Consider the following 24,264-nt stretch of genomic DNA (forward strand, 5'->3'; position numbering starts at 1 on the left):
CCCGCTCAGCCGCGGATCCGGGCGTGGTGTTCACGCTCGATGGCAGTGACCGCCTCGGCCACCACCGCATCCACGTCGCGGTCCGTCAGAGTGCGCGACTTGTCCTGCAAAATCAAGCCCATAGCGAGACTCTTGAATCCCGGCTCGACGCCCTGGCCGACATAGCGGTCGAACAGGTTCAGGTCGCGCAGCAGCGGCCCAGCGGCCTGGCGGACAGTCGCCGCCAGCTCGGCCCAGGCCACCTGCTCAGGCACCAGGAACGCCAGGTCGCGGCGCACCGCCGGGAAGCGCGACAGCTCGCCGGCACGCGGCAGGCGGCGGGCGGACAGCGGCTCCAGGTCCAGTTCGAAGGCATAGACATCGGCTTCGATGTCCATCGCCCTGGCCAGCCGCGGGTGGACCTGGCCGATCCAGCCGATCGCCACGCCGTCGCGGAACACCTCGGCCGAACGTGCCGGGTGACCGTAGGCACGGTCCGACGGGCGGAACTCCAGTACCGCGCCACTGGCGGCGGCCAGCGATTCCAGGTCGCCCTTCAGGTCATGGAAATCGACCTTGCGGGTCGGCAGGCCCCACTGCACCGCCTGCGCTTCACCGCAGACCGCAGCGGCCACGCGCGGGGTTTCCAGCGGTGCCGGTTGCCCGTCACCGGCCTGCCGGGCGAATACCCGACCAATCTCGAACAGGCGCACGCGGCCCAGCTGGCGGGCAGCGTTGCGACCGAGCGTGGCGACCAGGCCCGGCAGCAGCGACGGGCGCATCACCGCCAGTTCGGCCGACAGCGGGTTGGCCAGCGGCACCAGGTTGTCGCGCAGCTGCCACTGGGTCAGCAGCGCATCGTCGACGAAGGCGAAGTTCACGGTTTCCTGCTGGTCACGGGCGATCAGCTGGCGACGCACGCTCAGCGCGTCCAGCTGGGTCTCGCTCGGCATCGCCACGCGCGAGGCACCGCCCGGCAGCGTGGTCGGAATCTGCTCGTAGCCGTGGATGCGGGCCAGCTCTTCGATCAGGTCTTCCTCGATGGCGATGTCGAAACGGCGGCTCGGCGCCGTGACCTGCCAGCCATCGGCGGTCGCAACGACGTCCATGCCCAGCGCGCGGAGGATGCGTTCGACTTCGGCATCGTCGATGGTGATACCAAGCACGCGGGTGATGCGGGCGCGGCGCAGCACGATCGTCGCCGGCTTCGGCAAGTCGCCGGCGCGCACGGCCTCGGTGACCGCTGCCGGGGTACCGCCGGCCAGGTCCAGCACCAGGCGGGTGGCGTATTCGATGGCGGTGCGCGGCAGTGCCGGGTCGACGCCGCGCTCGAAGCGATGGCCGGCATCGGTGTGCAGACCCAGCTTGCGACCGCGGCCCATGATCGCGGCCGGAGCGAAGTGCGCGGCCTCCAGGAACACGGCGGTGGTGGCGTCGGTGACACGGGTGTCGAAGCCACCCATCAGGCCGGCCAGACCGACCGCACGATCGGCGTCGGTGACCACCAGGAAGCTGTCGTCCAGCGCGGCGTCGCGGCCGTCCAGCAGCTTCAGGCTCTCGCCGGCGCGCGAACGGCGCACGGCAATGCTGCCCTGCAGAGTACCGAGGTCGTAAGCATGCATCGGCTGGCCCAGCTCCAGCATCACGTACTGGGTGATGTCGACCAGCAACGAGACCGGGCGCACGCCACTGCGGCGCAGGCGCTCGGCCATCCACAGCGGAGTCTTGGCGGCGGCGTTGACACCTTCGATGACACGACCGAGGTAGCGCGGCGCCTCGGCGCCGGCATCGAGCTGGATGGCCAACTCACGGCTGCCGACGGCGGGAGTCGCCTCGGCGGTGAAATCCAGCACGTCGCTGCGGGTGGCCGCGGCGACGTCGTAGGCGATACCGCGCAGGCTGAAGCAGTCGGCGCGGTTCGGGGTCAGCTTGATCTCGATGCTGGCGTCCGGCAGGCCCAGGTACTCGACCAGGGTCTGGCCGACCAGCGCGTCGTCCGGCAGTTCCAACAGGCCGGAGGCATCGTTGTCCAGGCCCAGCTCCTTGGCCGAGCACAGCATGCCGTTGGACTCGACGCCGCGCAGCTTGGCCGGCTTGATCTTCAGCTCACCGATCTGCGCACCGACCATCGCCAACGGCGCGACCAGGCCCGGGCGTGCGTTCGGTGCACCGCAGACGATCTGCAGCAGCTCGCCCTGCCCGGCATCGACCCTGCACACCTGCAGGCGGTCGGCCTCCGGGTGGCGCACCGCTTCGACGATGCGTGCCACGACCACGTGATCAAGGCCTTCGCCCAGCGCGGTCACTTCCTCCACTTCCAGGCCGATGGCGGTCAGCACCGCGCTCAGTTCTTCGCGCGATGCGCTGGTCGGGACGTGGCTGCGCAGCCAGTTTTCGGAGAATTTCATGGTGTCACCCTGGTGGGCCCGGCGCATGCGCCTGGGCCTGCGTTGTTGAGTCCGCCGGGCATGGCCCGGCGCTACCTGGTGGTTTACGCGAACTGTTTCAGGAACCGCACGTCGTTCTCGAAGAACGCGCGCAGATCGTTGACGCCGTAGCGCAGCATCGCGAAGCGCTCCACGCCCATGCCGAAGGCGAAGCCGGTGTAGCGCTCCGGATCGATGCCGACATTGCGCAGCACGTTCGGATGAACCATGCCGCAGCCGAGCACTTCCAGCCAGCGGGTGCTGCCATCGGGCTGCTGCCAGGCGATGTCCACTTCCGCGCCCGGTTCAACGAACGGGAAGTAGCTGGGGCGGAAACGCATTTCGAAATCGCGCTCGAAGAACGCGCGTACGAACTCGGCCAGCGTGCCCTTCAGGTCGGCGAAGGTCGAATGCTCATCAACCAGCAGGCCTTCCACCTGGTGGAACATCGGCGAATGGGTCTGGTCGCTGTCGCTGCGGTACACCTTGCCGGCGGCAATCATGCGCAGCGGCGGCGCGTGGTCGCCCATGTAGCGCACCTGCACACCGGAGGTGTGCGTGCGCAGCAGACGGCCGTCGCCAAAGTAGAAGGTGTCGTGCATGGCGCGCGCCGGGTGGTGCGGCGGGAAATTCAGCGCCTCGAAGTTGTGCCAGTCATCCTCGATCTCCGGCCCTTCCGACAGCTCGTAGCCCAGCCGGCCGAAGATGCCGGTGATGCGCTCAAGGGTGCGGGTGATCGGATGCAGGCCGGCGCGCTCGGCGCTGCGGCCCGGCAGGGTGATGTCGATCGATTCGGCGGCAAGGCGCGCGTCCAGTGCGGCGTCTTCCAATACCGCCTTGCGCTCGCCCAGCGCGTGACTCAGCGCATCGCGGGCCTGGTTGATGGCTTCACCGGCAGCCTTGCGCTCGTCAGCCGGCAACGCGCCGAGCTGCTTGAGCTGCGAAGTGATGCTGCCGCTCTTGCCAAGCAGGGCCACGCGCAGCTGTTCCAGCACGTCGGGGCTCTGTGCGGCGGCCACATCGGCCAGCGCCTGGGTGGTGAGGGATTGGATGTCGCTCATGGGGGGCCGGAACTCCAGTCGATCTGCCATCGCGATGCGCGAAGGGCCGACCCCTGTCGCCACCGCCGTCCCCGCGCTGCCGCTGTGGCCACGCCGGGACCCAAAAAAGAATGGGGAAGGACTTGCGCCCTTCCCCATGCATTGCCTTGACCTGACACCGTTCCGAGGAACGGTTACGGCATCGGGAAGGACTTATGCCGCCAGCGCGCCCTTGGCCTTTTCGGCCAGTGCGGTAAAGCCGGCTGCGTCGTGCACGGCGATGTCAGCCAGGACCTTGCGATCCAGGGTGATGCCGGCCTTCAGCAGACCGTTCATGAAGCGGCTGTAGCTCAGACCATTGATGCGGGCAGCCGCATTGATGCGGGTGATCCACAGCGAACGGAAGTTGCGCTTCTTCTGCTTACGGCCGATGTAGGCGTACTGCTGTGCCTTGATGACCGCCTGCTTGGCAACGCGGAAGACCTTGCGACGGGCGTTGTAATAGCCCTTGGCGAGATCCAGAATTTTCTTGTGGCGGCGACGCGCCTGTACGCCACGCTTAACTCGTGCCATTTTTCAGTTCCTCAGAGGTAAGGGAGCATGCGGTCCAGACGGCCTGCGTCTTCTGCACGGACATGGCCCGTCTGACGCAGATTACGCTTACGCTTGGTCGCTTTCTTCGTGAGGATGTGGCTACGGTTGGCGTGGCCGCACTTGTACTTGCCCGAGGCGGTCTTGCGGAAACGCTTGGCCGCTGCCCGGTTGGTCTTGATCTTGGGCATTGCAATGTCCTTGATGGGATATGACCCTGGTTTCTGACTGATCTGGCGGCGGCCTGGGCCGCTCTTTCCGTCCTGCCATGATCGGCGTACGACCCGTCCTGGGTGGGTCGAGCCGGGCATGATACAGGCAAACAGGGGCCATCACCAGCCCCTGCCACCCTTTTCACGCCCGTCTTCACATCGCAGGCGGCGGAGCCGCCCGCACAAAGGCAAAAGGGCGCCAGCGGCGCCCTTTCACCTTTCCATTCAGCCGCCAGGCGCCCCGGAAGGCAGCCCGTCAGGCCTCAGGTCTTCTTCTTCGGCGCGATCATCATGACCATCTGACGCCCTTCCAGGCGCGGACGGGACTCGATGACGATGTCTTCACCCAGATCGGACTCGATCCGGTTGGCCATCTCGCGACCCAGTTCCTGGTGGCTCATTTCACGGCCACGGAAGCGGATGTTGACCTTGATCTTGTCGCCTTCTTCAAGGAAACCGCGCATCTTGCGCAGCTTGATCTGGTAGTCGCCCTCGTCCGTGACCGGACGGAACTTCACTTCCTTGATCTCGACCTGCTTGGTCTTCTTCTTGGCCTCGCTGGCCTTCTTCTGCGCTTCGAACTTGAACTTGCCGAAGTCCATGATCTTGCAGACCGGCGGGTCGGCCTGCGGCTGGATCTCGACCAGGTCCAGGCCCTCATCTTCGGCCATGGACAACGCTTCGTCACGCGTCAACACGCCGATCATTTCTCCGTCACTGCCGATCACGCGGACGCGCGGCACACGGATTTCCTGATTCTTGCGGTTCTGTTTGTTGTCAGGGGTACTGATATTGCGATCTCCCAAGGGTGTCGAACCCGGCCCGGGCGCCAATGCGCACGGGCCGGACCTTTGCTTACGCGCCCTCGGCCTGGAGCCGCTCGATGAAGGCCTGGAGGCTCATGCTGCCGAGATCTTCGCCAGAACGCGTACGCACCGCCACAGCGCCGTTTTCCTTCTCGCGGTCACCGATGACCAGCAGGTACGGCACGCGCTGCAGCGTGTGCTCGCGAATCTTATAGCCGATCTTCTCGTTACGCAAATCCGCGCTGACGCGGAAGCCTTGATCCGCAAGGGTTTTGGTCACGTCCGAGACGTATTCAGCCTGGGCGTCGGTGATATTGGCCACCACCACCTGGGTCGGCGCCAGCCAGGCCGGGAACTGCCCTGCATGGTGCTCGATCAGGATGCCCAGGAAGCGCTCCATCGAGCCGACGATGGCGCGGTGGAGCATGACCGGGTGCTTCTTCTGGCTGTTCTCGTCCACGTACTCCGCGCCAAGGCGGCCGGGCATCATGAAGTCGACCTGCATCGTGCCCAGCTGCCAGGTACGGCCGATGGCGTCCTTCAGGTGGTACTCGATCTTCGGGCCGTAGAAGGCGCCCTCGCCCGGCAGCTCCTGCCATTCCACGCCATTGCTGGACAGTGCCGAGCGCAGCGCGGCTTCGGCCTTGTCCCAGGTGGCGTCGTCACCCAGGCGCGATTCCGGTCGCAAGGCGATCTTGACCTGGATCTCATCGAAGCCAAAGTGCTGGTACACCGCCAGCGCCTGCTGGTGGAACGCGGTCACTTCGGCCTCGACCTGGTTTTCGGTGCAGAACACGTGCCCGTCGTCCTGGGTGAAACCACGCACGCGCAGGATGCCGTGCAGCGCGCCGGATGGCTCGTTGCGGTGGCAGGCGCCGAACTCACCATAGCGGATCGGCAGGTCGCGGTAGCTGTGCAGGCCCTGGTTGAACACCTGGACGTGGCCCGGGCAGTTCATCGGCTTGAGCGCGTAGGTACGCTTCTCCGATTCGGTGAAGAACATCGCGTCCTGGTAGTTGTCCCAGTGGCCCGATTTCTGCCACAGCGACACGTCCAGGATCTGCGGGCAGCGCACTTCGCCGTAGCCGGTGCTGCGGTACACCTTGCGCATGTACTGCTCGACCACCTGCCACAGCGCCCAGCCCTTGGGGTGCCAGAACACCAGGCCCGGGGCCTCTTCCTGCAGGTGGAACAGGTCCTGCTGCTTGCCGATGCGACGGTGGTCGCGCATTTCGGCTTCCTCGATGCGCTTGATGTACGCCTCGAGCTGCTTCTTGTCGGCCCAGGCGGTGCCGTAGATGCGCTGCAGCTGCTCGTTCTGCGCATCACCACGCCAGTAGGCACCGGAAATGCGGGTCAGCTTGAAGGCCTTCAGGAAACGCGTGTTCGGCACGTGCGGGCCGCGGCACATGTCCACGTACTCCTGGTGGTAGTACATGCCCATCGCCTGGATATCGTCGGACATGTCCTCGATCAGGCGCAGCTTGTAGTCCTCGCCACGGGCCTTGAAGATCTCGACCACCTCGGCGCGCGGCGTCACCTTCTTGATGACGTCGTAGTCCTGGGCGATCAGCTCGCCCATGCGCTTTTCGATCGCAGCCATGTCTTCGGGCGTGAATGGGCGCTCGGAATAGATGTCGTAGTAGAAACCCTCGGCGATCACCGGACCGATCACCATCTTCACGTCCGGGTACAGCTGCTTGACGGCGTGGCCAACAAGGTGTGCACAGGAATGGCGGATGATTTCCACGCCCTCCTCGTCCTTGGCGGTGATGATGCGCAGGCTGGCATCGTGGTCGATGACATCGCTGGCATCGACCAGCACACCATCGACCGAACCGGCGATGGTGGCCTTGGCCAGGCCGGCACCGATCGACTGGGCAACGTCCATGACGCTGACGGGGTTTTCGAATTCGCGGCGGCTGCCGTCGGGAAGAGTAATGTTGATCATCGCAGTGGCTTCGTGCGGGGCCCGCGCGGGCGGGCTGGAAAGCGGTTCCGGGCCAGCGCCCGGGCAATAAAAAAGCGCCGCGAGGGCGCCGGGAACTCGGGCCTTCGGGGGCAGGTCAACAGTGGGCGGTGGTAGTGCTCATGTCGCACGCTCGGCCGGCGCTGGGCGCGGGCCACCTTGTTCCAGTCAGGATTCAACAATGATCTTAAACCAGCGCAGGGGAAAGCCCAAGGGCTACCGTACGGCCCGCTGAATGGGCTTCGCTGGCGGCGTCAAATTGCAATGATTACCATGTCGGCGCAGGTCGCCCCGTGCCAGCCTGCCCGCTTCCCCCCAGGACCCCGTGATGCGCCACCCGCTCCGACCGGCTCCCGCCGGCCCCGCCCGTGCCCCGCGTTCGCCAGCCCGCTGCGGCGCCGGTCGCGTGCAATGATCACCGTCGGCCTTTCCACGCTCGGCTTCTGCAGCCTGGGCATGCTGGCAGCGATGTTCTCGGCGCTGGCGTTCTATGCCGCCTCGACGCACTGCCGCTGGCCACGCCTGCGCCGCGCCGGCCGCCTCGGGCGGCAGATCGGCCTGGTCGCGGCCGTTGCCGCGCTGTGGCTGTGGATGGCCGAGCTCGGATTTGCCGCCGGCCTGGTGGCGATGCTGTGCACCTGGATGCTGGCGGCGATGCTGCTGCCGGCACTGGCCGCCTGGCATCGTCCCGGCACGGAGTCGCCCTGATGTGGCCGCGCGCCTTCGCCGGCATTGTTGCCGGCTTCTTCCTGGCAGCCGCTGTAACCGGCCTGCTGGCGTGGCTGCCGCCCGGCCCCTGGCAGCGTGCCCTGGTCCCCACCCTGATCGCTTTCATCCCGCTATGGATGCTGGCCGCCCTGTGGGCATTCAGCTTCCGCAGTGCGCTGCGCGCCTGGCTGGTGCTGGCGGGCAGTGCCGCCGTCGGCTTTGCCGCGCTCGGGCTGCTGCGCCTCACCGGCGCGGTGCAATGAGACACACCCCATGAAGTTCAGTTCGCAGACCCTGCGCACGTTCACCACCCTGCACACCTGGGTCGGCCTGGTCGCCGGCTTCGGCCTGTTCGTAGCCTTCTATGCCGGTGCACTGACCCTGTTCCACCACGACCTGCCGCTATGGCAGACCCCGGGCGCAGCCAGCGCATTGCCGGCCGGCCTGGACGACGCACAGTACCTGCTGGAAGACGTGCTGGCCGCGCATCCGGAGGCGCGCCGCCACATCGGCATGACCTTCCCCGGCGCTGAACACCCGCAACCGCTGGCTTACTGGCAGGCGGACGACGGCAGTTGGCGCTACGCCTGGCCAGGGCAGATCGCCGGCAGTCCGACGCCGCCGCAGACCGGGCTGGCCGAACTGGTCAACGAACTGCACTACAGCCTCGGCCTGCCGGTGGCCGGCATCTACGTCATGGGCATCGTCAGCCTGCTGTATGGCATGGCCCTGCTCAGCGGCCTGGTGATCCACCTGCCAAAGTTGTTCGGCGACCTGTTCGCACTGCGTCCCGGCCGCAATCTCAAGCAGTTGTGGCAGGACGCCCACAACGTGATCGGCGTGCTCAGCCTGCCCTTCCACCTGATGTTCGCGGTGACCGGCGCTCTGCTTTGCCTGGTATTCGTGCAGATGGCACTGCTCAATCCGTTGATCTACGACGGCAAGGCGCTGCAGGCAGTGCCGACGGCGATGGACACCGCACCGGTGCGCGAGGCCACTGGCATCCCGGCGCCGCCGGGCAGCCTGCGCGTGCTGCATGCACGGGCACTGGAAGTCGCGCGGGCACAGGGTGTGGCCAGTTTCGAGCCGGCCTACCTGAAGCTGGCCAATGCCGGCGACGCCAACGCCACCATCGAGATCACCGGTGAATCCAGCGGCACCCTCGGCCCGCTCGGCGCGGTGGCGCTGGACGTGGCTACCGGCAACGTCCTGGCGTCCCAGCTGCCCGGCCAGCGCGACGCCAACCATGCCACGCTCAGCGCTGCCTATGCGCTGCACTTCGGCGAGTTCGGCAACGGCGTGGTGGTCTGGCTGTACTTCCTGCTCGGCCTGGGTGGCGCCTTCCTGTTCTACTCGGGCAACCTGCTGTGGATCGAGTCGCGGCGCAAACGCCGCCAGCCGCAGCAGCCACGCGCCGGGGTGAACATGGCGCGGGCCACGGTCGGCGTCTGCATCGGCCTCTGCGTGGCGATCTCGGTCGCGTTCGTCACCGCTTTGGTGCTGGAGCGGCTGGCACCGTCGGCGGTCGACCACGGCATCCGCTGGGCCTGCTTCGGCAGCTGGGTGTTGTGCGCGTTGTGGGCAGCACTGCGACGGCCGGCACAGGCCGCACGCGAGTTGCTGTGGGCCGCAGCGATCAGTACCGCGCTGGTGCCGGTCGTGCACGGCGCACTCAATGGCGACTGGTTGTGGCGCGCGGCCGCGCGCGGCCACTGGCCGCTGTTCTGGGTCGATGCGATCGCGCTGGCCATGGCCTTCGGCTTCGCCCGCCTGGCGGTGGCCAGCCAGCGCCGTGCCCGCCACGGCGACCCGAACAGCGTCTGGGCCGATTGAGCCGACGCCGGGCATGGCCCGGCGCTACCGAAGCGGTCAATCGCCGATGCGGGCCTTCTGCCACGGGCCCAGCATCGCGTTGAGCAGGCTGGCTTGTTCGTCGTCGCCGGTCAGCTCCCACATGAATACCCCGGCCAGGCCCTGCTCGCGGGCGAACTGCGCACGCAGGCCGATCGAGCGCGGGTCTTCATAGCTGATGAATATCTTCTGCTCCGGGTTGTACAGCCAGGGGCTCTGCGCCTGCGGCTGCCAGTGCTTCGTCCAACCCGTCTGGTCGAGAAAACGCGCCTTGATCACCCGCCAGTCGCCAGCATCGGCCGGAGCACTGTAGGCCTGGTACAACCCGTCGGCAGCATCGCCGGTGACCTTGAAGCCGCGTCCGTAGAACGGCACGCCCAGCACCAGCTTGTCGGCCGGCACACCGTGCTCGCGGTAGTACTGCACCGCGCCGGCCACGTTGTTCCAACGTCGCAGTTCCGGCGCCAGCGGGTCAGCCGACACCTCGTGCAGTGGCGCATTGAAGGTCGACACCGCCGAGAAGCCGGTGCCCATGTCGTAGCTCATCAGGTTGATGAAATCGAACACCCTGGCCAACGCCGGCAGGTCATAGCTCGCCGCGGGATCGTAGGGGCCATCGGTCTGCAGGCGACCGGCCGCCAGCGCTGCAGTCAGCAGCATCGGCTGCCCCGCCTTGCGGCCGCGCGCGTCGAGTGCCGCGCGGAACGCCTGCGCGAGCTTGGTCAGGTTGGCGCGATCCTGCGGGCGGTGCGCCAGCTCCTTCGGCCCACCGCTGACCGGGAATTCCCAGTCGATGTCCACGCCATCGAAACTGCCAGCATGACGATCGAAGAACAGCGCCATGCACGAGTCGACCAGGCGCTTGCGGCTGGCCTCGGTCAGTGCTGCATCGGAAAACCCACCCGCGCCCCAGCCACCGATCGAAATCAGCGTGCGCAGGTGCGGATGCGCCTTTTTTAGTTCAGCCAGCGCGGCGAAGTTCTTCGGCGCTTCCGCACCAACCGTGCAGCGGCCGTCCTCGATGGTGGAGAACGCGTAGAACAGATGGGTCAGGCGCTCGGCGGGAATGCTCGACACCGGGTAGCGCTCGGCCGAACCACCTGGGTAGTAGGCACCGAAGATCGGCGGCTGCGCCGGCGCGGCGTGCGCGGCGATGGGCAAGGCACCGGCAATCAGCACGGCAAGGACGGCCACGGTCTGGCGGAACATGGGATCTCCCGGTTCAAAGGCGCAGCCACGTTAGCAAACCGATGGGGCTGTGGGACGGTTGTCGCGGCATGTCGTCCAGTGGACAGGCACACCCTGCCGAGTGACGACAACACGGTAGTCATACAACGACCCTCATGCACTGCAGCAGGACACGCACCGACGCCGGCCCTCATGCATCGGCTAAGGTAGCTGCGGACCTTCAATCGCGCATGGACATGAGCACCGACCACGACACACTCGACGACGGCGACCTGCTGGACAACGAAATCCTCGACGAACGCCAGGCACTGGAGGCACGCGCCTACGCCCTCTTCCGCGAGGGCGACCTGCAGCAGGCGGTGGCGCTGTTCGGCGAGCTGATCGCGCTCGCTCCCGAAGTGCCGTACCTGCATTACATGCGCGGATTGGCGCACAAATACCTGCGCGACTGGGCTGCCTCACTGCAGGACAACCTGCAATCGGAACAGCTACGCGGCGAGTTCGATGAAGCCACCGCGTGGAATGCCGGCATCGCCGCCACCGGTGTCGGTGACTGGGCTGAAGCACGCCGCCAATGGGCCCGCTGTGGCATCACCCTTCCCGAGGTCAAAGGCCCGATCGAGGGCAACTTCGGCGTGGCCTGCGTGCGCTTGGCACCGTGGTCCGATGCCGAAGTGGTGTATATGAGCCGCATTGATCCGGTGCGTGCACGCATCGACAACGTACCCCTGCCCGAAAGCGGTTTCCGCTTCGGCGACATCGTGCTGCACGACGGCGCATCAACCGGCCATCGCACCTACGGGGAGCGCCAAGTGCCGGTGTTCAACGCGATGCAGCGCTTGCAGGCATCGGACATGGCGACCTTCACCGTGTTCGTGCAGTGTGATTCGGCCGATGACATCGCTGCCCTGGAGGCCATCACGCTGCCCGGCATCGGCATGGTCGAGGACTGGACGGCCACCGTGCGCCGACTGTGCCGCCGCTGCAGCTACGGCACGCCGCACCAGCATGGTGATGAGGCGCCAGATGAAGACCAATGGAGACGCGAACGTGACCTCGGCGTGGCCGCACAGGGCCGGGCTGCGGTGGAAAAGCTCATGGCGGTGTGGGTCGCTGCAGCCCCCGGCCGGGTGCTGGAGGCCATCGAACAGCGCGAGCACCCGATGAGCGACCCGAAGCCAGGCCAGGTCTGGTGGCTGGGGGAGGACGAAGAGGCCGAGTAGGGGCGAGCGCCGGGCCTTGTCGCACAAGGCCTTCAGAATTCTTCAGGCCGGCTTCCAGCACTTCAGACGCAGCGCAGGCTCAATCGGGCTCCCTTTCGATGGAGTCCGACGATGCGTTCGATCCTGCCTGTCCTCACCCTGCTCTACGCGGTCTGCACCCTGCCCTTCGCGGCCCGCGCCACACCCCCCGATCCGGCCCGTCTGCAGGCGCTGCAGCAGGCCATCGCCAGCGATGAACTGAAACAGATCCGCAGCGTGCTGCTGCAGGTCGATGGCAATGTGGTCTACGAGGGCTACTTCAACGGCGCCGACGCGCAGACCCTGCACGACGTACGATCGGCCAGCAAGGGCGTGACCGCGCTGCTGGTCGGTGCCGCCATTGGCGATGGCACCCTGCCCGGCGTGCAGGCCCGGGTGTACGACTACTTTCCGACCTTCACTGCCCGGCACGCGGTCGCCCCCCGCCTGCGCGCCACCACCGTGCAGGACCTGCTGACCATGAGCAGCCTGTGGGAGTGCGATGACGAGAACCCGTTCTCGGCCGGCCACGAGGAACGCATGTACGTGACCGAGAAGTGGCTGGACTTTGCACTGAGCTTGCCGGTGAAGGGCTTCGCGCCGTGGATGCAGCGGCCGCAGCACAGCCCGCACGGGCGCGCGTTCGCTTACTGCACCGCCAACCCGTTCGTACTGGGCGCGGTGCTTGAGCAGGCCAGTGGGCAGTCGTTGGCCGATTACGCTGCACGGGTGCTGGAGCGCCCGCTGGGCATCATCCACAGCCAGTGGAACCGTTCGCCGGAGGGTATCGGCATGGGCGGCGGCGGCACCCGCTACCGCACGCGTGATCTGGCCCGCTTCGGCCAGCTCGTGCTCGATGATGGCCGATGGCAGGGTCGCCAGCTGGTCCCCAAGGACTACATCGAGGCGATGGTGCAGGCGCAGGCAACCACTTCCGATGGCAGCGACTACGGCTACCAGTGGTGGGGCCTGAAGCTGGGCGTACAGGGTTCACCGCGCACGGTGTGGGCGATGTCCGGCAATGGCGGCAACTATGTGTTCGTGGTGCCGGAGCAACGCGTGGTCGTGGTGGTCACCAGCCAGGCGTTCAACCGCAGCTTCGCCCATCCACAGTCGCGACGGATCCTCACCGAGTTCCTGCTGCCGGCGCTGCACTGAGCGCGGCCAGGTCGTCCGGCCGCCAGCTGGCGGCCAGCACCCGCGCACGTTGCCGGGCGATGTCGGCATCCAGCCGCTGCAGCAGGGCCGGCCAGCCGGGCGCGCTGCGCAGTGGCACGAACAGAGGCGTGGCACGCAGCCACGCTACGTCGCGGAAACCGTCATCGACCGCCTGCTGCAGTGCAGCCACAGCGTCGCCTGCATGGCCCCGGGCCTGCAACAGCAGCGCCCGTTCCAGCGCCGCATCGGGCCAGCCGTCGCCGGCGCCTGCGTTGGCAGCGAGCTGCTGCAGGCGTTGGTCGATCCACGCGCCGTCTGCCGCCCCCACGCCGTGCAACAACGCCAGGGTCTGGCCCAGCGACTGCTGCGGCCGTAGCTGGCGACCACGCTCGAACGCGTCGGCGGCACCTGCGGCGTCGCCGGCCAGCAACGCTAGTTCGCCCTGCAGGCGCAGCAGTTGCGGATGCGGCGTGCCACGCGCCAGCGCCTCGTCCAGCGCCTGCCTGGCCTGCTGCGGCGCGCCGGCCAAGTACAGGCTGCGCGGCCAGGCGATGTTGGAAAAGACGTTGTCCGGGTACAGCTGGAAATTGCGCGCGTGGCGAAGCGCGGCCGCCCGGGTGAAGCCCAGCAGTTCCAGCTCGCGCGCGACCTGCACATCACGGAAGCGGATGCGCTCGGGGGCCTTCAAGGACAGGTTGGCCTGCAGCGCTGTGGCGAGCTGGCCGCGCTCCTGCTGCAGGTAGGCCAGCGATGCGCGACTGCGCTCGTCGCCGGGCTCGAGCTCGATGGCACGGCTGTAGCCGGTGATCGCCTGCCGCATATCGCCCAGACAGTCCTGCGCATACCCCCACAGGGCGTGCGCAGCAGCATCGCGAGGCGCGCGCTGGCGTTCCTGCTCGGCCAATGCCAGTGCTTCGCGCAACTGCTCGGGCGTGCCGTTGAACAGACAGCCCTGTGCAGCCAGCGCACGGGACAGGCCACGCCGGGCCAACACGGATTCCGGATCAGCCTGCAGGGCCTGCCGGTACAGAGTGATGGCCACGCGGTTGTTGTTGGCCTGGCCGATGCTCGCGTAGTAATCGGCACGCTGCAACAGCGACTGCCCCGCGCTCTGCGGCGTCGACCGAGGCAACAGCAACAGTGTGGCGGCCATGCCCAGCACCGCGACAGCCGCCACACCCCAACCGAGCCTGCGGGCGCGCGATGATCGCTTGGGCGACGAGCTGGCCGGCCGTGGCGGCGCGCACAGCTGGTAGCCGCGACCACGTACCGAGCGGATGTAGCGCGGACGCCGACTGTCATCGCCGAGGGCCTGGCGCAGCAGCTTCACCCGCTGGCTGACCGCAGCTTCGCCGACCACCGCAGGGGCCCAGACCTGCGCGGCCAGCGTGTCGAAATCCACAACGTCGGTGCCGTGCGCAAGAAGCACATCCAGCAGGGTCCAGCTGAGGCCGCTGACCGGCAGTGCTTCACCGTTGCGACTGACGCGCTGCGCCGGGCGATCGATTTCAAGGTCGAGCAGGCGCAGGGTGTCCATGGCCGAAGCATAGCGGCTGGAGCGCACGGGATGACAGGCAAAGAAAAAGCGGGCCGAAGCCCGCTTTTTCATTCCAGCGATGTCAGCGGTGGTGTGTCAACCAAGGTTGACACCTACCGTGATCAGCCGTTGGCCGATTATTCGGCGCTGGCGGCGTCGCCTTCTTCAACGGCCTTCATCGACAGGCGGATACGGCCCTGCTTGTCCACTTCCAGCACCTTGACCTTGACCACATCGCCTTCCTTCAGCACGTCGCCGACCTTCTCGACGCGGTCGCTGGAGATCTGCGACACGTGCACCAGGCCATCCTTGCCCGGCAGGATGGTGACGAACGCACCGAAGTCCATGATCTTGGCGACCTTGCCTTCGTAGATGCGGCCCGGCTCGACGTCCGAGGTGATCTGCTCGATGCGGGCCTTGGCAGCCTGCGCAGCGATGGCGTTGACCGAAGCGATGACGATGGTGCCGTCATCCTGGATGTCGATCTGGGTGCCGGTTTCCTTGGTGATGGCCTGGATGGTCGAACCACCCTTGCCGATCACTTCGCGGATCTTGTCCGGGTGGATCTTGATGGTCAGCAGGCGCGGCGCGTAGTCCGACAGCTCTTCACGCGGAGCGGTCAGGCCGTGGGCCATTTCGCCCAGGATGTGCAGACGGCCAGCCTTGGCCTGCTGCAGAGCCTGCTTCATGATCTCTTCGGTGATGCCTTCGATCTTGATGTCCATCTGCAGGGCAGAGATGCCCTCGGCGGTACCGGCAACCTTGAAGTCCATGTCGCCCAGGTGATCTTCGTCACCCAGGATGTCGGACAGGACGACGAAGCGATCGCCTTCCTTGACCAGGCCCATGGCGATACCGGCAACCGGGGCCTTCACCGGCACGCCGGCGTCCATCAGGGCCAGCGACGAACCGCAGACCGAGGCCATCGACGAGGAACCGTTCGACTCGGTGATTTCCGAGACGACGCGGATGGTGTACGGGAACGACTCCAGCGACGGCATCACTGCCAGCACGCCGCGCTTGGCCAGACGGCCGTGACCGATCTCGCGACGCTTCGGGCCCATCATGCGGCCGGTCTCACCCACCGAGTACGGGGGGAAGTTGTAGTGGAACAGGAAGTTTTCCTTGTACTCACCAGAGACGGCATCGATGACCTGGCCATCACGGGCGGTGCCCAGGGTGATGGTCACGATGGCCTGGGTCTCACCACGGGTGAACAGCGAGGAACCGTGGGTACGCGGCAGCACGCTGGTCTTCACCGCGATCGGGCGGACGGTGTCCAGCGCACGGCCGTCGATGCGGACCTTGGTGTCCAGCACCGAGTTGCGCATGGTGCTGTATTCCAGCTCGCCGAATTCCTTCGACAGCTCGGCCGGGTTCCAGCCTTCGGCGGCAACGCGGCCGGCCAGCGACTCGACCACGTCCTTCTTGATCGCCGAGATGGCGTCACGGCGCTGCAGCTTGTCACGCACCTGGAAGGCTTCGCCCAGGCGCGGGCCGACCGCTTCCTGCACGGCGCTGATCAGCGCGGTGTTCTTGGCCGGGGCTTCCCAGGTCGACGGCTTGGTGCCGGCTTCGACGGTCAGCTCGTTGATGGCGTTGATGACCTTCTGCATTTCGCGGTGACCGAAGGTCACGGCGCCCAGCATCACGTCTTCGGACAGCAGCGCGGCTTCGGATTCCACCATCAGCACGGCGTTGGCGGTACCGGCAACAACCAGCTCCAGCTGCGAATCCTTCAGCTCGGACACGGTCGGGTTGAGGATGTACTCACCGTCCTTGTAACCGACCTTGGCGGCAGCGATCGGGCCCTTGAACGGGGTGCCGGCCAGCGACAGCGCGGCCGAAGCACCGATCAGTGCCGGGATGTCACCGTCGATCTCCGGGTTCAGCGACATCACCGTGGCGATGATCTGGACTTCGTTCTTGTAATCTTCCGGGAACAGCGGACGGATCGGACGATCGATCAGGCGCGAGATCAGGGTTTCCTTCTCGGTCGCGCGGCCTTCACGCTTGAAGAAGCCACCCGGGATGCGGCCACCGGCGTAGAACTTCTCCTGATAGTCGCAGGTCAGCGGGAAGAAGTCCTGGCCCTCACGCGCGCTCTTGGCGGCAACGGCGGAGACCAGCAGCACGGTGTCGTCGAACTTGACGATGACGGCGCCACCGGCCTGGCGGGCGATTTCGCCAGTCTCAAGCGTGACGGTGTGCTTGCCGTACTGGAAGGTTTTGGTGATTTTTGCCACGGATGGATGTCCTTGGGGATGCTGTCTGCGAATTGGACCGTCGGCGACCCTTGCCGCCAGCGGGTGACCGGATCGTTCCGGCCTGAATCGGGGATTGCGGTGCTACAAAACAAAACCGCGGCGCATCGCTGCGCCGCGGGGGATTCGTTGCTTAGCGACGCAGGCCAAGCTTCTCGATCAGGGCCTTGTAACGCTCGACGTCCTTCTTCTTCAGGTAGTCGAGCAGGCTGCGACGGCGGTTGACCATCTGCAGCAGGCCGCGGCGGCTGTGGTGGTCCTTCTTGTGGGTCTTGAAGTGGCCGGTCAGCAGTTCGATGCGGGCGGTCAGCAGTGCAACCTGGACTTCCGGGGAGCCGGTGTCAGCCGAGCTGCGCTTGTTGTCTTCAATGACCTTCTGGGTGTCGATCGACATTTCTTTTTTCTCAGTGATGCGTGGCCGGCAGGAACGCGCTTCGCGCACCGCCAGGCTCGCCGTGGACTACGAGGATGAAACCTGCGCAAGGCAGGCTGCCGGAAAACGGCCGCGAAATTGTAACGGCCAGGGGGCTCCGGGACAAGGTCCGGGGCTGAACCGGCCTGCCCGGGTCAGAGGTTGAAACGACGCTGCGGCGCCAGCAGCCCGCTGTCATCGACCTGGCCCAGTCCCTGGACAACAGCGTCCGGACCAAACACGGCAACCAGTCCGCGCGGCCAGGACGGATCGCGCTGGCGCTGGCCGACACAGAAGCGGTGGACCTGGTCGACATCCAGCTCAACCCGTGGGTATTCAGCCAGGCCGGCAGCCAGCGGCAGCAGCAGCGCGTCCATGCCGGCCTCGTCGCCCGCCTCGACCATCGCCCGCAGCTGGTCCAGGGTGACCATGGCCGGCTGATGGAAGGGCTCAACCCAGAGCCGGCGCAGCGCACTGATGTGGGCACCGCAGCCCAGGCTTTCACCGAGGTCACGGGCCAGGCTGCGGATGTAGGTGCCCGAGCCACAGGTCACGCGCAGGCGCAACCGCTCCGGCTGCTGCTCCAGCACCTCGATGGCGTGCACCTGGACCTCGCGCTCGGGTGCCTCGATGGCATCCCCGCGGCGGGCCTTCACATACAGCGGTTCACCCCCCTGCTTCAGCGCCGAATAGATCGGGGCACGCTGGCGGATGCTGCCGGTCAGCGCTGCAAGCGCGGCCTGCAGCGCCTCGGCACTGATCTGCGGCACCGGCCGCTGCAGCAGCACCTGGCCCTCGGCATCGTCGGTGTCGGTGGTCTGGCCAAGCACGATCTCGGCGTCATAGGCCTTGGCCGAGCCCAGCAGCAGGCCGGCAATCTTGGTCGCCTCGCCGAAGCACAGCGGCAGCAGGCCGGTGGCCAACGGATCCAGGCTGCCAGTGTGGCCGCCCTTCTCGGCACGGAACAGGCGGCGTGCCACCTGCAGGGCGGCGTTGGAGCTCATGCCGGCGGACTTGTCGAGCAGCAGGATGCCATCCAGGCGGCGGAACTGAATTCGGGTCATGACAGGTACGGGTAGCGCCGGGCCATGCCCGGCGAGCGCGCAGCGCGGTCTGCATCAGACATCGCGCGGCCGGAATGCAACAACGCCGGGCATGCCCGGCGTCGCGCGGTTATTCGTCGTCGCCTTCGCGACGCTTCTCCGCGGCCAGCGTATCGGGCAGGTCGCGCAGGATGTTGTCGATATGCTCACCGCGATCGACCGAGTCGTCGTAGTGGAAATGCAGCTCAGGCACGTGGCGCAGCTTCATCGCCCGGGCCAGGTCCATGCGCAGGCGATAGCCCAGTTCCTTCAGGCCGGCGACGGCTTCGGCCGAACGCTCGGGCATCAGTGCGGTGACGAACACCTTGGCATGGGCCATGTCGCGGGTGATTTCCACGTCGGACACGCTCACCGAGGGCAACCCATGCTCGCGCACGGCGTTGTGCACCAGGGTGCCGAGTTCACGGCGCAGCTGGGCGGAGACACGGTCGGTTCGGTGGAAAGTCTTGGGCACGAGGGACTCTTGGTTCAGTTGTCGCCCGACCAACGGTCGGGCGCTACATCTACATGGTACCCGACCGTTGGTCGGGTTCTACATCATGGCAGGGCCCGACCCTTGGTCGGGCCACTGCACAGCATTACAGGGTGCGCGGCACTTCGATACGCTCGAAGCACTCGATCTGGTCACCCGGCTTGACGTCGTTGTAGGCCTTCACCGCGATACCGCATTCGGTACCGTTGCGGACTTCCTCGACGTTTTCCTTGAAGCGACGCAGCGATTCCAGCTCGCCTTCGAAGATCACCACGCTGTCACGCAGGACGCGGATCGGCTTGTTGCGCTTGACCACACCCTCGATGACCATGCTGCCGGCCACGGCGCCCAGCTTGGAGCTGCGGAACACGTCGCGGACCTCGGCGATACCGATGATCTCTTCGCGGATCTCCACGCCCAGCAGACCGGAGGCCACCTGCTTCACCTGATCGATCACGTCATAGATGATCGAGAAGTAACGCAGATCCACGCCGTTGGATTCGATGATGCGGCGGGCCGAAGCATCCGCACGCACATTGAAGCCGATGACGGTGGCCTTCGAAGCGGCCGCCGAATTGGCGTCCGACTCGGTGATGCCGCCCACGCCGGAGTGGATCACGTTGATGCGGATGTCTTCGTTGGACAGCGCGACCAGTGCCTGGCTCAGCGCCTGCACCGAACCCTGCACGTCGGCCTTGATGACCAGGTTGAGGACCTGCTGGCCCTCGCCCTTGCCCAGGGTCGCCATGATGTCTTCCATGCGGCTGCCAGCGGTGGCGACCAGGCGCGATTCACGGCGCTTGGTTTCACGCTGCTGGGCGACGTCCTTGGCCAGGCGCTCGTCGTCGACGACGACGAAGTCGTCACCGGCTTCCGGCACGCCGGACAGGCCCAGGACCTGTACCGGGATGGACGGTCCGGCAAACTCCGGCTGCTTGCCGGTTTCGTCGAACAGTGCACGCACGCGGCCGTACTGGATGCCGCACACCAGGTAGTCGCCCTTCTTCAGGCGGCCCTGCTGCACCAGCACCGTCGCGACCGGGCCGCGGCCCTTGTCCAGCGAGGATTCGATGACAACACCATTGGCGCGACCTTCGTCGACAGCCTTCAGTTCCAGCAGCTCGGCCTGTACCGACACCGCGTCCAGCAGGTCGTCGATGCCCAGGCCGGTCTTGGCCGAGATCTCCACCATCTGGATGTCACCACCGAAGTCTTCGGCCACGACCTGCTCGGAGAGCAGTTCGTTCTTGACCCGCATCGGGTCGGCGCCGGACTTGTCGATCTTGTTGATGGCCACGATCAGCGGCACACCCGCCGAACGGGCGTGCTGGATCGCTTCCTTGGTCTGCGGCATGACGCCGTCGTCGGCTGCAACCACCAGCACCACGATGTCGGTCAGCTTGGCACCGCGGGCACGCATCGAGGTGAACGCGGCGTGGCCCGGGGTGTCCAGGAAGCTGATGACGCCCTTCGGCGTATCGACGTGGTAGGCACCGATGTGCTGGGTGATGCCGCCGGCTTCGCCAGTGGCGACCTTGGTACGGCGGATGTAATCCAGCAGCGAGGTCTTGCCGTGGTCGACGTGGCCCATGATGGTGACCACCGGCGGACGCTGCACGGCTTCGCCCTGGTTCTCGCCAGCGGAGGCCAGCAGTGCGTCTTCGGCATCGTTGTCGTTGGCACGAATGGCCTTGTGGCCCAGCTCTTCGGTGACCAGCGCGGCGGTGTCATGGTCGATGGACTGGGTGATGGTGGCCATCACGCCCATCTTGAACAGCGCCTTGACCACCTCGCCGCCCTTCAGCGCGAGCTTCTGCGCCAGGTCGGCCACGGTGATGGTCTCGCCGATCGCCACTTCACGCACCACCGGTGCGGTCGGACGCTCGAAGCCGTGCGGACCGGCGTTGTTGCCACCGCGCGACATGTCACGACGGCCACCGGCCTGGTTCCGGCTACCCGGACGACCACGGTTGTTGCTGTTGTTGCTGTTGCCACGACGCGCACGGTCGGCCGCCGACAGATGCATCTGGCCGGCGAAGCGGTCGCCCGGGCCGCGCTCATTGCGCGGCGCGCTGCGGTTGTTGCGATCGTCGCTGCGCGGCGGCGCACCACGCGGCGCGGCCGGGGCTGCAGCGGGCGCACGCGGCGGGCGCGGCGCGGTTTCATCGATGGGTGCACGCACCTTGGGCTGGCTGGCAGCGAGCGCTTCGGCCGCCTTGGCGGCAACCGCAGCTTCCTCGGCCGCCTTCTTCTCGGCCTCGGCACGTTCCTTGGCCGCGACTTCTTCCTCGCGGGCGCGGACGATGGCCTCGTCACGCAGGCGGTCCTTCTCGGCCAGCGCCTGCTGCTCGGCAAGGTTGCGCGCACGCGACTCTTCCAGCTTGCGCAGGATGTCGGCGCGCTCTTCGTCCGGGGTCATCGCGCGACCACCATCAGCCTTGACGTAGGTACGCTTCTGGCGCACCTCGACGTTCACGGTCGTCTTGCTGCGACCGGAATTGACCGTCACTTCCTGCTGCTTCCGACGGTTGAGCGTGATCTTCTTTGCAGACTGATCAGTCTCTTCCGGGGCCTGCTCGGGCTTGCCGTGCGAACGACGGAGGAAGCCCAGAAGCTTCACTTTTTCAGAACTGGTCACGACCTGGTCGGGACCGCTGAACTTCATGCCGGCACCGGCCAGCTGTTCCAGCAGTTTTTCGACCGGCGTGTTGACCAGTTCGGCAAGCTTGCGGATGGTGGTTTGCTGCGACATTCGGATCCTATGATCTTGTGGGCGCCCCCCCGCATCTGGAGGTGGCGCGGATTCTACGCCCTGATCGGCTCAGGGCCCTGTTCATTGCCGGCTCATTCGCCGCGTTCCAGTCGGGCGATCTCCTCGGCACGCGCGGCCAGGATCAGCGCAGCGGCGCGCGCCTGGTCCAGCCCTTCGATGCCGAAGTCCATGACCTCGTCGGCGGCCAGGTCGGACAACTCCTCGCTGGTACGCACGCCGTGGCCGGCCAGCGCATACGCGGTGGCTTCGTCCATGCCCTTCAGGGACAGCAGGTCCTGCGCCGGCTGGCCGTCTTCAAGGCCTTCCTCGACTGCCAGGGCCTCATTGAGCAGCGCATCGCGGGCACGAGCGCGCAGCTCTTCGACGATGTCCTCGTCGAAACCTTCCACGGCCAGCAGTTCGCCGACCGGTACATATGCGATTTCCTCGACAGTGCCGAAGCCTTCGCTGACCAGGATGCCGGCGATTTCCTCGTCCACTTCCAGCTTGTCCATGAACAGCTGGCGGGCCGAAGCCTGCTCGGCCTCCGACTTGGCGGTGACCTGGTCCTGGGTCATCACGTTGAGCTGCCAGCCGGTCAGGCGGCTGGCCAGGCGCACGTTCTGGCCGCCCTTGCCGATGGCCTGGGCCAGGCGGTCTTCCGCCACGGCCAGGTCCATCGAATGCTTGTCTTCATCGACGATGATCGACTGCACTTCAGCCGGTGCCATCGCATTGATGACGAAGTTGGCCGGATTGTCGTTCCACAGCACGATGTCCACGCGCTCGCCATTGAGCTCGTTGGACACGGCCTGCACGCGCGAACCGCGCATGCCGATGCAGGCACCGATCGGATCGGTGCGCTGGTCGTGGGCGAGCACGGCGATCTTGGCGCGGTCACCCGGATCACGGGCACAGGCCTTGATTTCCACCAGACCCTGGCCGACTTCCGGCACTTCCAGCTTGAACAGCTCGATCATGAATTCCGGGGCGGCGCGGCTGATGAACAGCTGCGGGCCACGCGGTTCCGAGCGCACTTCGGCCAGGTAGCCGCGCACGCGGTCACCGGCGCGCAGCACGTCGCGCGGAATGCCCTTGTCCTTCGGAATGAAGCCTTCGGCGTTGCCGCCCAGGTCGACATAGATGTTGCCGCGCTCGGCGCGCTTGACCACGCCGGTGATCAGCTCGCCGACACGGTCCTTCCATGCATCCACGACCTGCTGGCGCTCGGCTTCGCGCACGCGCTGCACGATCACCTGCTTGGCAGCCTGGGCGGCGATGCGGCCGAAATCCGGGTTTTCGATCTGCTCTTCGATGTAATCGCCGACGTCCACGCCTTCGGCTTCGTCGACGGCATCCATCAGGCGGATCTGGCGATCCGGCGATTCCATGACCACGTCATCGGCCACCACTTCCCAGCGGCGGAAGGTTTCGTAGCTGCCATCCTTGTGGTCGATGACCACGCGGGTCAGCACTTCCTCGTCGGGATAGCGCTTCTTCGCTGCCGAGGCCAGGGCGGCCTCGATGGCATCGAAGATCACTTCACGCGGCACGCCCTTCTCGTTGGCGACTGCGTCGACTACCAGCAACAGTTCCTTGCTCATTGGCTCACTCCGCGCGCGGCTTCTTTGCCGCCGGCTCGTTGGAAGAAGAATTCGTTTTCGGCTTCGGACGCTTCGGTGCCGGACCGGTCGGCTTGCTCGGGGCGAGCCCCAGCGCGACCCAGTCGGGCATGATCCGTGCCTTGTCGATGTTGTCCGCCGACACGACCACTTCGGCCTTGTCGACAATGAAGGTGATGGCGCCCGCGGCTTCGTCGATCGCCTCGATGCGGCCCTGCAGGCGACGACGGTTGTCCTGCGGCAGCTTCAGCGTGACCTTGGCCGATTCGCCGAGGTGGCGGCCGAACTGTTCCAGATTGAACAGCGGACGATCGACACCCGGCGAAGACACTTCCAGCGTGTAGTTGCCGCTGATCGGGTCTTCGACGTCCATCTGTGCCGACACTTCGCGGCTGACCCGCTCGCAGTCGTCGACATTGATGATGCGCTCCGGCTGCTCAGCCAGCGGCACGTCGATGTAAAGGCGCAGGGTCGCACCGCCGGGGGCCGGCAGATATTCAACGCCCAGCAGCTCCAGGCCCAGCGACACAACGGTCGGGGCGAGCAGATTCGCGATGTCGGTTGCCTTGTCGCTCACAGCCTGCCTTGATCTCTTGGTTGGGTGCCGGCCTTGGCCGGCGTGGAAACATGACGCCCCGGAAACGACAAAGGGCCCGCTGGGCCCCTTTTCCGGAAAGACTCCGGTGACTGGATTCCGGTTGCAACCTGCATTGCCTGCCGGTTGCGGCCCTCCTTCCGGTGTGGACTCCCGCTGGGAGGCCGCCTTCAGGGGTACTGCTAGGCCGCTGATGATAGCGACTGCACCGCGCTGGTGCAAGGCTTGGACCACCCTTGAACCTGCCGCTGCGCTCGCCAGGCATGGCCCGGCGGATCGAGCGGAAGCACAAAAGAAAAACGCCTTCGAAGCAGGACTTCGAAGGCGCATTCTTTACT

The 24,264-nt window shown here is 66.4% G+C and carries 20 protein-coding genes; 5 read left to right on the top strand and 15 right to left on the bottom strand.

Annotation, left to right across the window (positions count from 1 at the left end):
- Window positions 1–5 precede the first annotated feature (5 nt).
- The 6 genes from pheT to thrS form a co-directional block, all read right to left on the bottom strand.
- Window positions 6–2,387: a phenylalanine--tRNA ligase subunit beta gene (pheT, locus tag V9K93_RS16140; RefSeq protein ID WP_337302881.1), complete on the bottom strand. Its 2,382-nt coding sequence runs from the start codon at window positions 2,385–2,387 to the stop codon at window positions 6–8.
- Window positions 2,388–2,470: 83 nt separating this feature from the next.
- Window positions 2,471–3,466: a phenylalanine--tRNA ligase subunit alpha gene (locus V9K93_RS16145; protein WP_012511694.1), complete on the bottom strand. Its 996-nt coding sequence runs from the start codon at window positions 3,464–3,466 to the stop codon at window positions 2,471–2,473.
- Between the two features lie 192 nt (window positions 3,467–3,658).
- Complete coding sequence (rplT, locus tag V9K93_RS16150; protein WP_006380762.1) at window positions 3,659–4,018, bottom strand: 50S ribosomal protein L20; 360 nt, start codon at window positions 4,016–4,018, stop codon at window positions 3,659–3,661.
- An 11-nt stretch (window positions 4,019–4,029) separates the two neighbouring features.
- Window positions 4,030–4,227, bottom strand: a complete 198-nt coding sequence (rpmI, locus tag V9K93_RS16155; RefSeq protein WP_005410436.1) for a 50S ribosomal protein L35 — start codon at window positions 4,225–4,227, stop codon at window positions 4,030–4,032.
- 284 nt (window positions 4,228–4,511) lie between these two features.
- The gene (infC, locus tag V9K93_RS16160; protein WP_136639961.1) at window positions 4,512–5,054 is read right to left on the bottom strand and encodes a translation initiation factor IF-3; all 543 of its coding nucleotides are present in this window, start codon (window positions 5,052–5,054) and stop codon (window positions 4,512–4,514) included.
- Between the two features lie 49 nt (window positions 5,055–5,103).
- Window positions 5,104–7,005, bottom strand: a complete 1,902-nt coding sequence (gene thrS / locus V9K93_RS16165) for a threonine--tRNA ligase (protein WP_046983963.1) — start codon at window positions 7,003–7,005, stop codon at window positions 5,104–5,106.
- Between the two features lie 429 nt (window positions 7,006–7,434).
- Here thrS and V9K93_RS16170 point away from each other — a divergent pair, with 429 nt between their 5' ends.
- Genes V9K93_RS16170 through V9K93_RS16180 form a run of 3 tightly spaced genes read left to right on the top strand, consistent with a single transcriptional unit; the run spans window position 7,435 to window position 9,564 of the window.
- Window positions 7,435–7,731: a hypothetical protein gene (locus V9K93_RS16170; protein ID WP_046983964.1), complete on the top strand. Its 297-nt coding sequence runs from the start codon at window positions 7,435–7,437 to the stop codon at window positions 7,729–7,731.
- Window positions 7,731–7,994, top strand: coding sequence for a hypothetical protein (locus V9K93_RS16175; RefSeq protein ID WP_046983965.1), 264 nt, complete (start codon window positions 7,731–7,733; stop codon window positions 7,992–7,994). Before V9K93_RS16170 ends, V9K93_RS16175 begins: the two co-directional genes overlap by 1 nt.
- Before the next feature lie 10 nt (window positions 7,995–8,004).
- Entirely contained in the window at window positions 8,005–9,564 is a 1,560-nt protein-coding gene (locus V9K93_RS16180; RefSeq protein WP_046983966.1) for a PepSY-associated TM helix domain-containing protein, read from the top strand.
- 36 nt (window positions 9,565–9,600) lie between these two features.
- Here the strand turns inward: V9K93_RS16180 and V9K93_RS16185 are convergent, their stop codons facing one another.
- Entirely contained in the window at window positions 9,601–10,791 is a 1,191-nt protein-coding gene (locus V9K93_RS16185; RefSeq protein ID WP_046983967.1) for a glycoside hydrolase family 18 protein, read from the bottom strand.
- Between the two features lie 215 nt (window positions 10,792–11,006).
- Between V9K93_RS16185 and V9K93_RS16190 the strand changes: the two genes are divergently transcribed.
- The gene (locus V9K93_RS16190) at window positions 11,007–11,993 is read left to right on the top strand and encodes a tetratricopeptide repeat protein (protein WP_337302882.1); all 987 of its coding nucleotides are present in this window, start codon (window positions 11,007–11,009) and stop codon (window positions 11,991–11,993) included.
- A gap of 111 nt (window positions 11,994–12,104) precedes the next feature.
- The gene (locus V9K93_RS16195) at window positions 12,105–13,169 is read left to right on the top strand and encodes a serine hydrolase domain-containing protein (RefSeq protein WP_337302883.1); all 1,065 of its coding nucleotides are present in this window, start codon (window positions 12,105–12,107) and stop codon (window positions 13,167–13,169) included.
- Here the strand turns inward: V9K93_RS16195 and V9K93_RS16200 are convergent.
- From V9K93_RS16200 to rimP, 8 genes are all read right to left on the bottom strand, one after another.
- Entirely contained in the window at window positions 13,138–14,706 is a 1,569-nt protein-coding gene (locus V9K93_RS16200; protein ID WP_337302884.1) for a winged helix-turn-helix domain-containing protein, read from the bottom strand. The genes V9K93_RS16195 and V9K93_RS16200 overlap by 32 nt on opposite strands.
- Before the next feature lie 137 nt (window positions 14,707–14,843).
- Window positions 14,844–16,952: a polyribonucleotide nucleotidyltransferase gene (pnp, locus tag V9K93_RS16205; protein WP_295382082.1), complete on the bottom strand. Its 2,109-nt coding sequence runs from the start codon at window positions 16,950–16,952 to the stop codon at window positions 14,844–14,846.
- Window positions 16,953–17,103: 151 nt separating this feature from the next.
- Window positions 17,104–17,364, bottom strand: coding sequence for a 30S ribosomal protein S15 (gene rpsO, locus V9K93_RS16210; RefSeq protein WP_005410445.1), 261 nt, complete (start codon window positions 17,362–17,364; stop codon window positions 17,104–17,106).
- Between the two features lie 173 nt (window positions 17,365–17,537).
- Window positions 17,538–18,446, bottom strand: coding sequence for a tRNA pseudouridine(55) synthase TruB (gene truB, locus V9K93_RS16215; protein WP_337302885.1), 909 nt, complete (start codon window positions 18,444–18,446; stop codon window positions 17,538–17,540).
- Between the two features lie 109 nt (window positions 18,447–18,555).
- Window positions 18,556–18,939: a 30S ribosome-binding factor RbfA gene (gene rbfA, locus V9K93_RS16220; protein WP_012511702.1), complete on the bottom strand. Its 384-nt coding sequence runs from the start codon at window positions 18,937–18,939 to the stop codon at window positions 18,556–18,558.
- A 124-nt stretch (window positions 18,940–19,063) separates the two neighbouring features.
- Window positions 19,064–21,709 (bottom strand): translation initiation factor IF-2, encoded by a 2,646-nt coding sequence (infB, locus tag V9K93_RS16225; RefSeq protein ID WP_046983970.1) that lies wholly within the window; start codon window positions 21,707–21,709, stop codon window positions 19,064–19,066.
- Between the two features lie 92 nt (window positions 21,710–21,801).
- Complete coding sequence (nusA, locus tag V9K93_RS16230) at window positions 21,802–23,313, bottom strand: transcription termination factor NusA (RefSeq protein ID WP_006381058.1); 1,512 nt, start codon at window positions 23,311–23,313, stop codon at window positions 21,802–21,804.
- Window positions 23,314–23,317: 4 nt separating this feature from the next.
- Window positions 23,318–23,908, bottom strand: coding sequence for a ribosome maturation factor RimP (gene rimP, locus V9K93_RS16235; protein WP_006381060.1), 591 nt, complete (start codon window positions 23,906–23,908; stop codon window positions 23,318–23,320).
- Window positions 23,909–24,264 lie beyond the last annotated feature (356 nt).

The organism is Stenotrophomonas sp. CCNWLW162 (assembly GCF_037203745.1).
GTDB classification, from domain to species: Bacteria; Pseudomonadota; Gammaproteobacteria; order Xanthomonadales; family Xanthomonadaceae; genus Stenotrophomonas; species Stenotrophomonas maltophilia_AQ.

What these genes read in the sequence shown, in the direction of transcription:
- pheT (WP_337302881.1), bottom strand. Translation starts at nt 2,387, where the DNA reads ATGAAATTCTCCGAAAACTGGCTGCGCAGCCACGTCCCGACCAGCGCA.
- V9K93_RS16145 (WP_012511694.1), bottom strand. Translation starts at nt 3,466, where the DNA reads ATGAGCGACATCCAATCCCTCACCACCCAGGCGCTGGCCGATGTGGCC.
- rplT (WP_006380762.1), bottom strand. Translation starts at nt 4,018, where the DNA reads ATGGCACGAGTTAAGCGTGGCGTACAGGCGCGTCGCCGCCACAAGAAA.
- rpmI (WP_005410436.1), bottom strand. Translation starts at nt 4,227, where the DNA reads ATGCCCAAGATCAAGACCAACCGGGCAGCGGCCAAGCGTTTCCGCAAG.
- thrS (WP_046983963.1), bottom strand. Translation starts at nt 7,005, where the DNA reads ATGATCAACATTACTCTTCCCGACGGCAGCCGCCGCGAATTCGAAAAC.
- V9K93_RS16170 (WP_046983964.1), top strand. Translation starts at nt 7,435, where the DNA reads ATGATCACCGTCGGCCTTTCCACGCTCGGCTTCTGCAGCCTGGGCATG.
- V9K93_RS16175 (WP_046983965.1), top strand. Translation starts at nt 7,731, where the DNA reads ATGTGGCCGCGCGCCTTCGCCGGCATTGTTGCCGGCTTCTTCCTGGCA.
- V9K93_RS16180 (WP_046983966.1), top strand. Translation starts at nt 8,005, where the DNA reads ATGAAGTTCAGTTCGCAGACCCTGCGCACGTTCACCACCCTGCACACC.
- V9K93_RS16185 (WP_046983967.1), bottom strand. Translation starts at nt 10,791, where the DNA reads ATGTTCCGCCAGACCGTGGCCGTCCTTGCCGTGCTGATTGCCGGTGCC.
- V9K93_RS16190 (WP_337302882.1), top strand. Translation starts at nt 11,007, where the DNA reads ATGAGCACCGACCACGACACACTCGACGACGGCGACCTGCTGGACAAC.
- V9K93_RS16195 (WP_337302883.1), top strand. Translation starts at nt 12,105, where the DNA reads ATGCGTTCGATCCTGCCTGTCCTCACCCTGCTCTACGCGGTCTGCACC.
- V9K93_RS16200 (WP_337302884.1), bottom strand. Translation starts at nt 14,706, where the DNA reads ATGGACACCCTGCGCCTGCTCGACCTTGAAATCGATCGCCCGGCGCAG.
- rpsO (WP_005410445.1), bottom strand. Translation starts at nt 17,364, where the DNA reads ATGTCGATCGACACCCAGAAGGTCATTGAAGACAACAAGCGCAGCTCG.
- truB (WP_337302885.1), bottom strand. Translation starts at nt 18,446, where the DNA reads ATGACCCGAATTCAGTTCCGCCGCCTGGATGGCATCCTGCTGCTCGAC.
- infB (WP_046983970.1), bottom strand. Translation starts at nt 21,709, where the DNA reads ATGTCGCAGCAAACCACCATCCGCAAGCTTGCCGAACTGGTCAACACG.
- nusA (WP_006381058.1), bottom strand. Translation starts at nt 23,313, where the DNA reads ATGAGCAAGGAACTGTTGCTGGTAGTCGACGCAGTCGCCAACGAGAAG.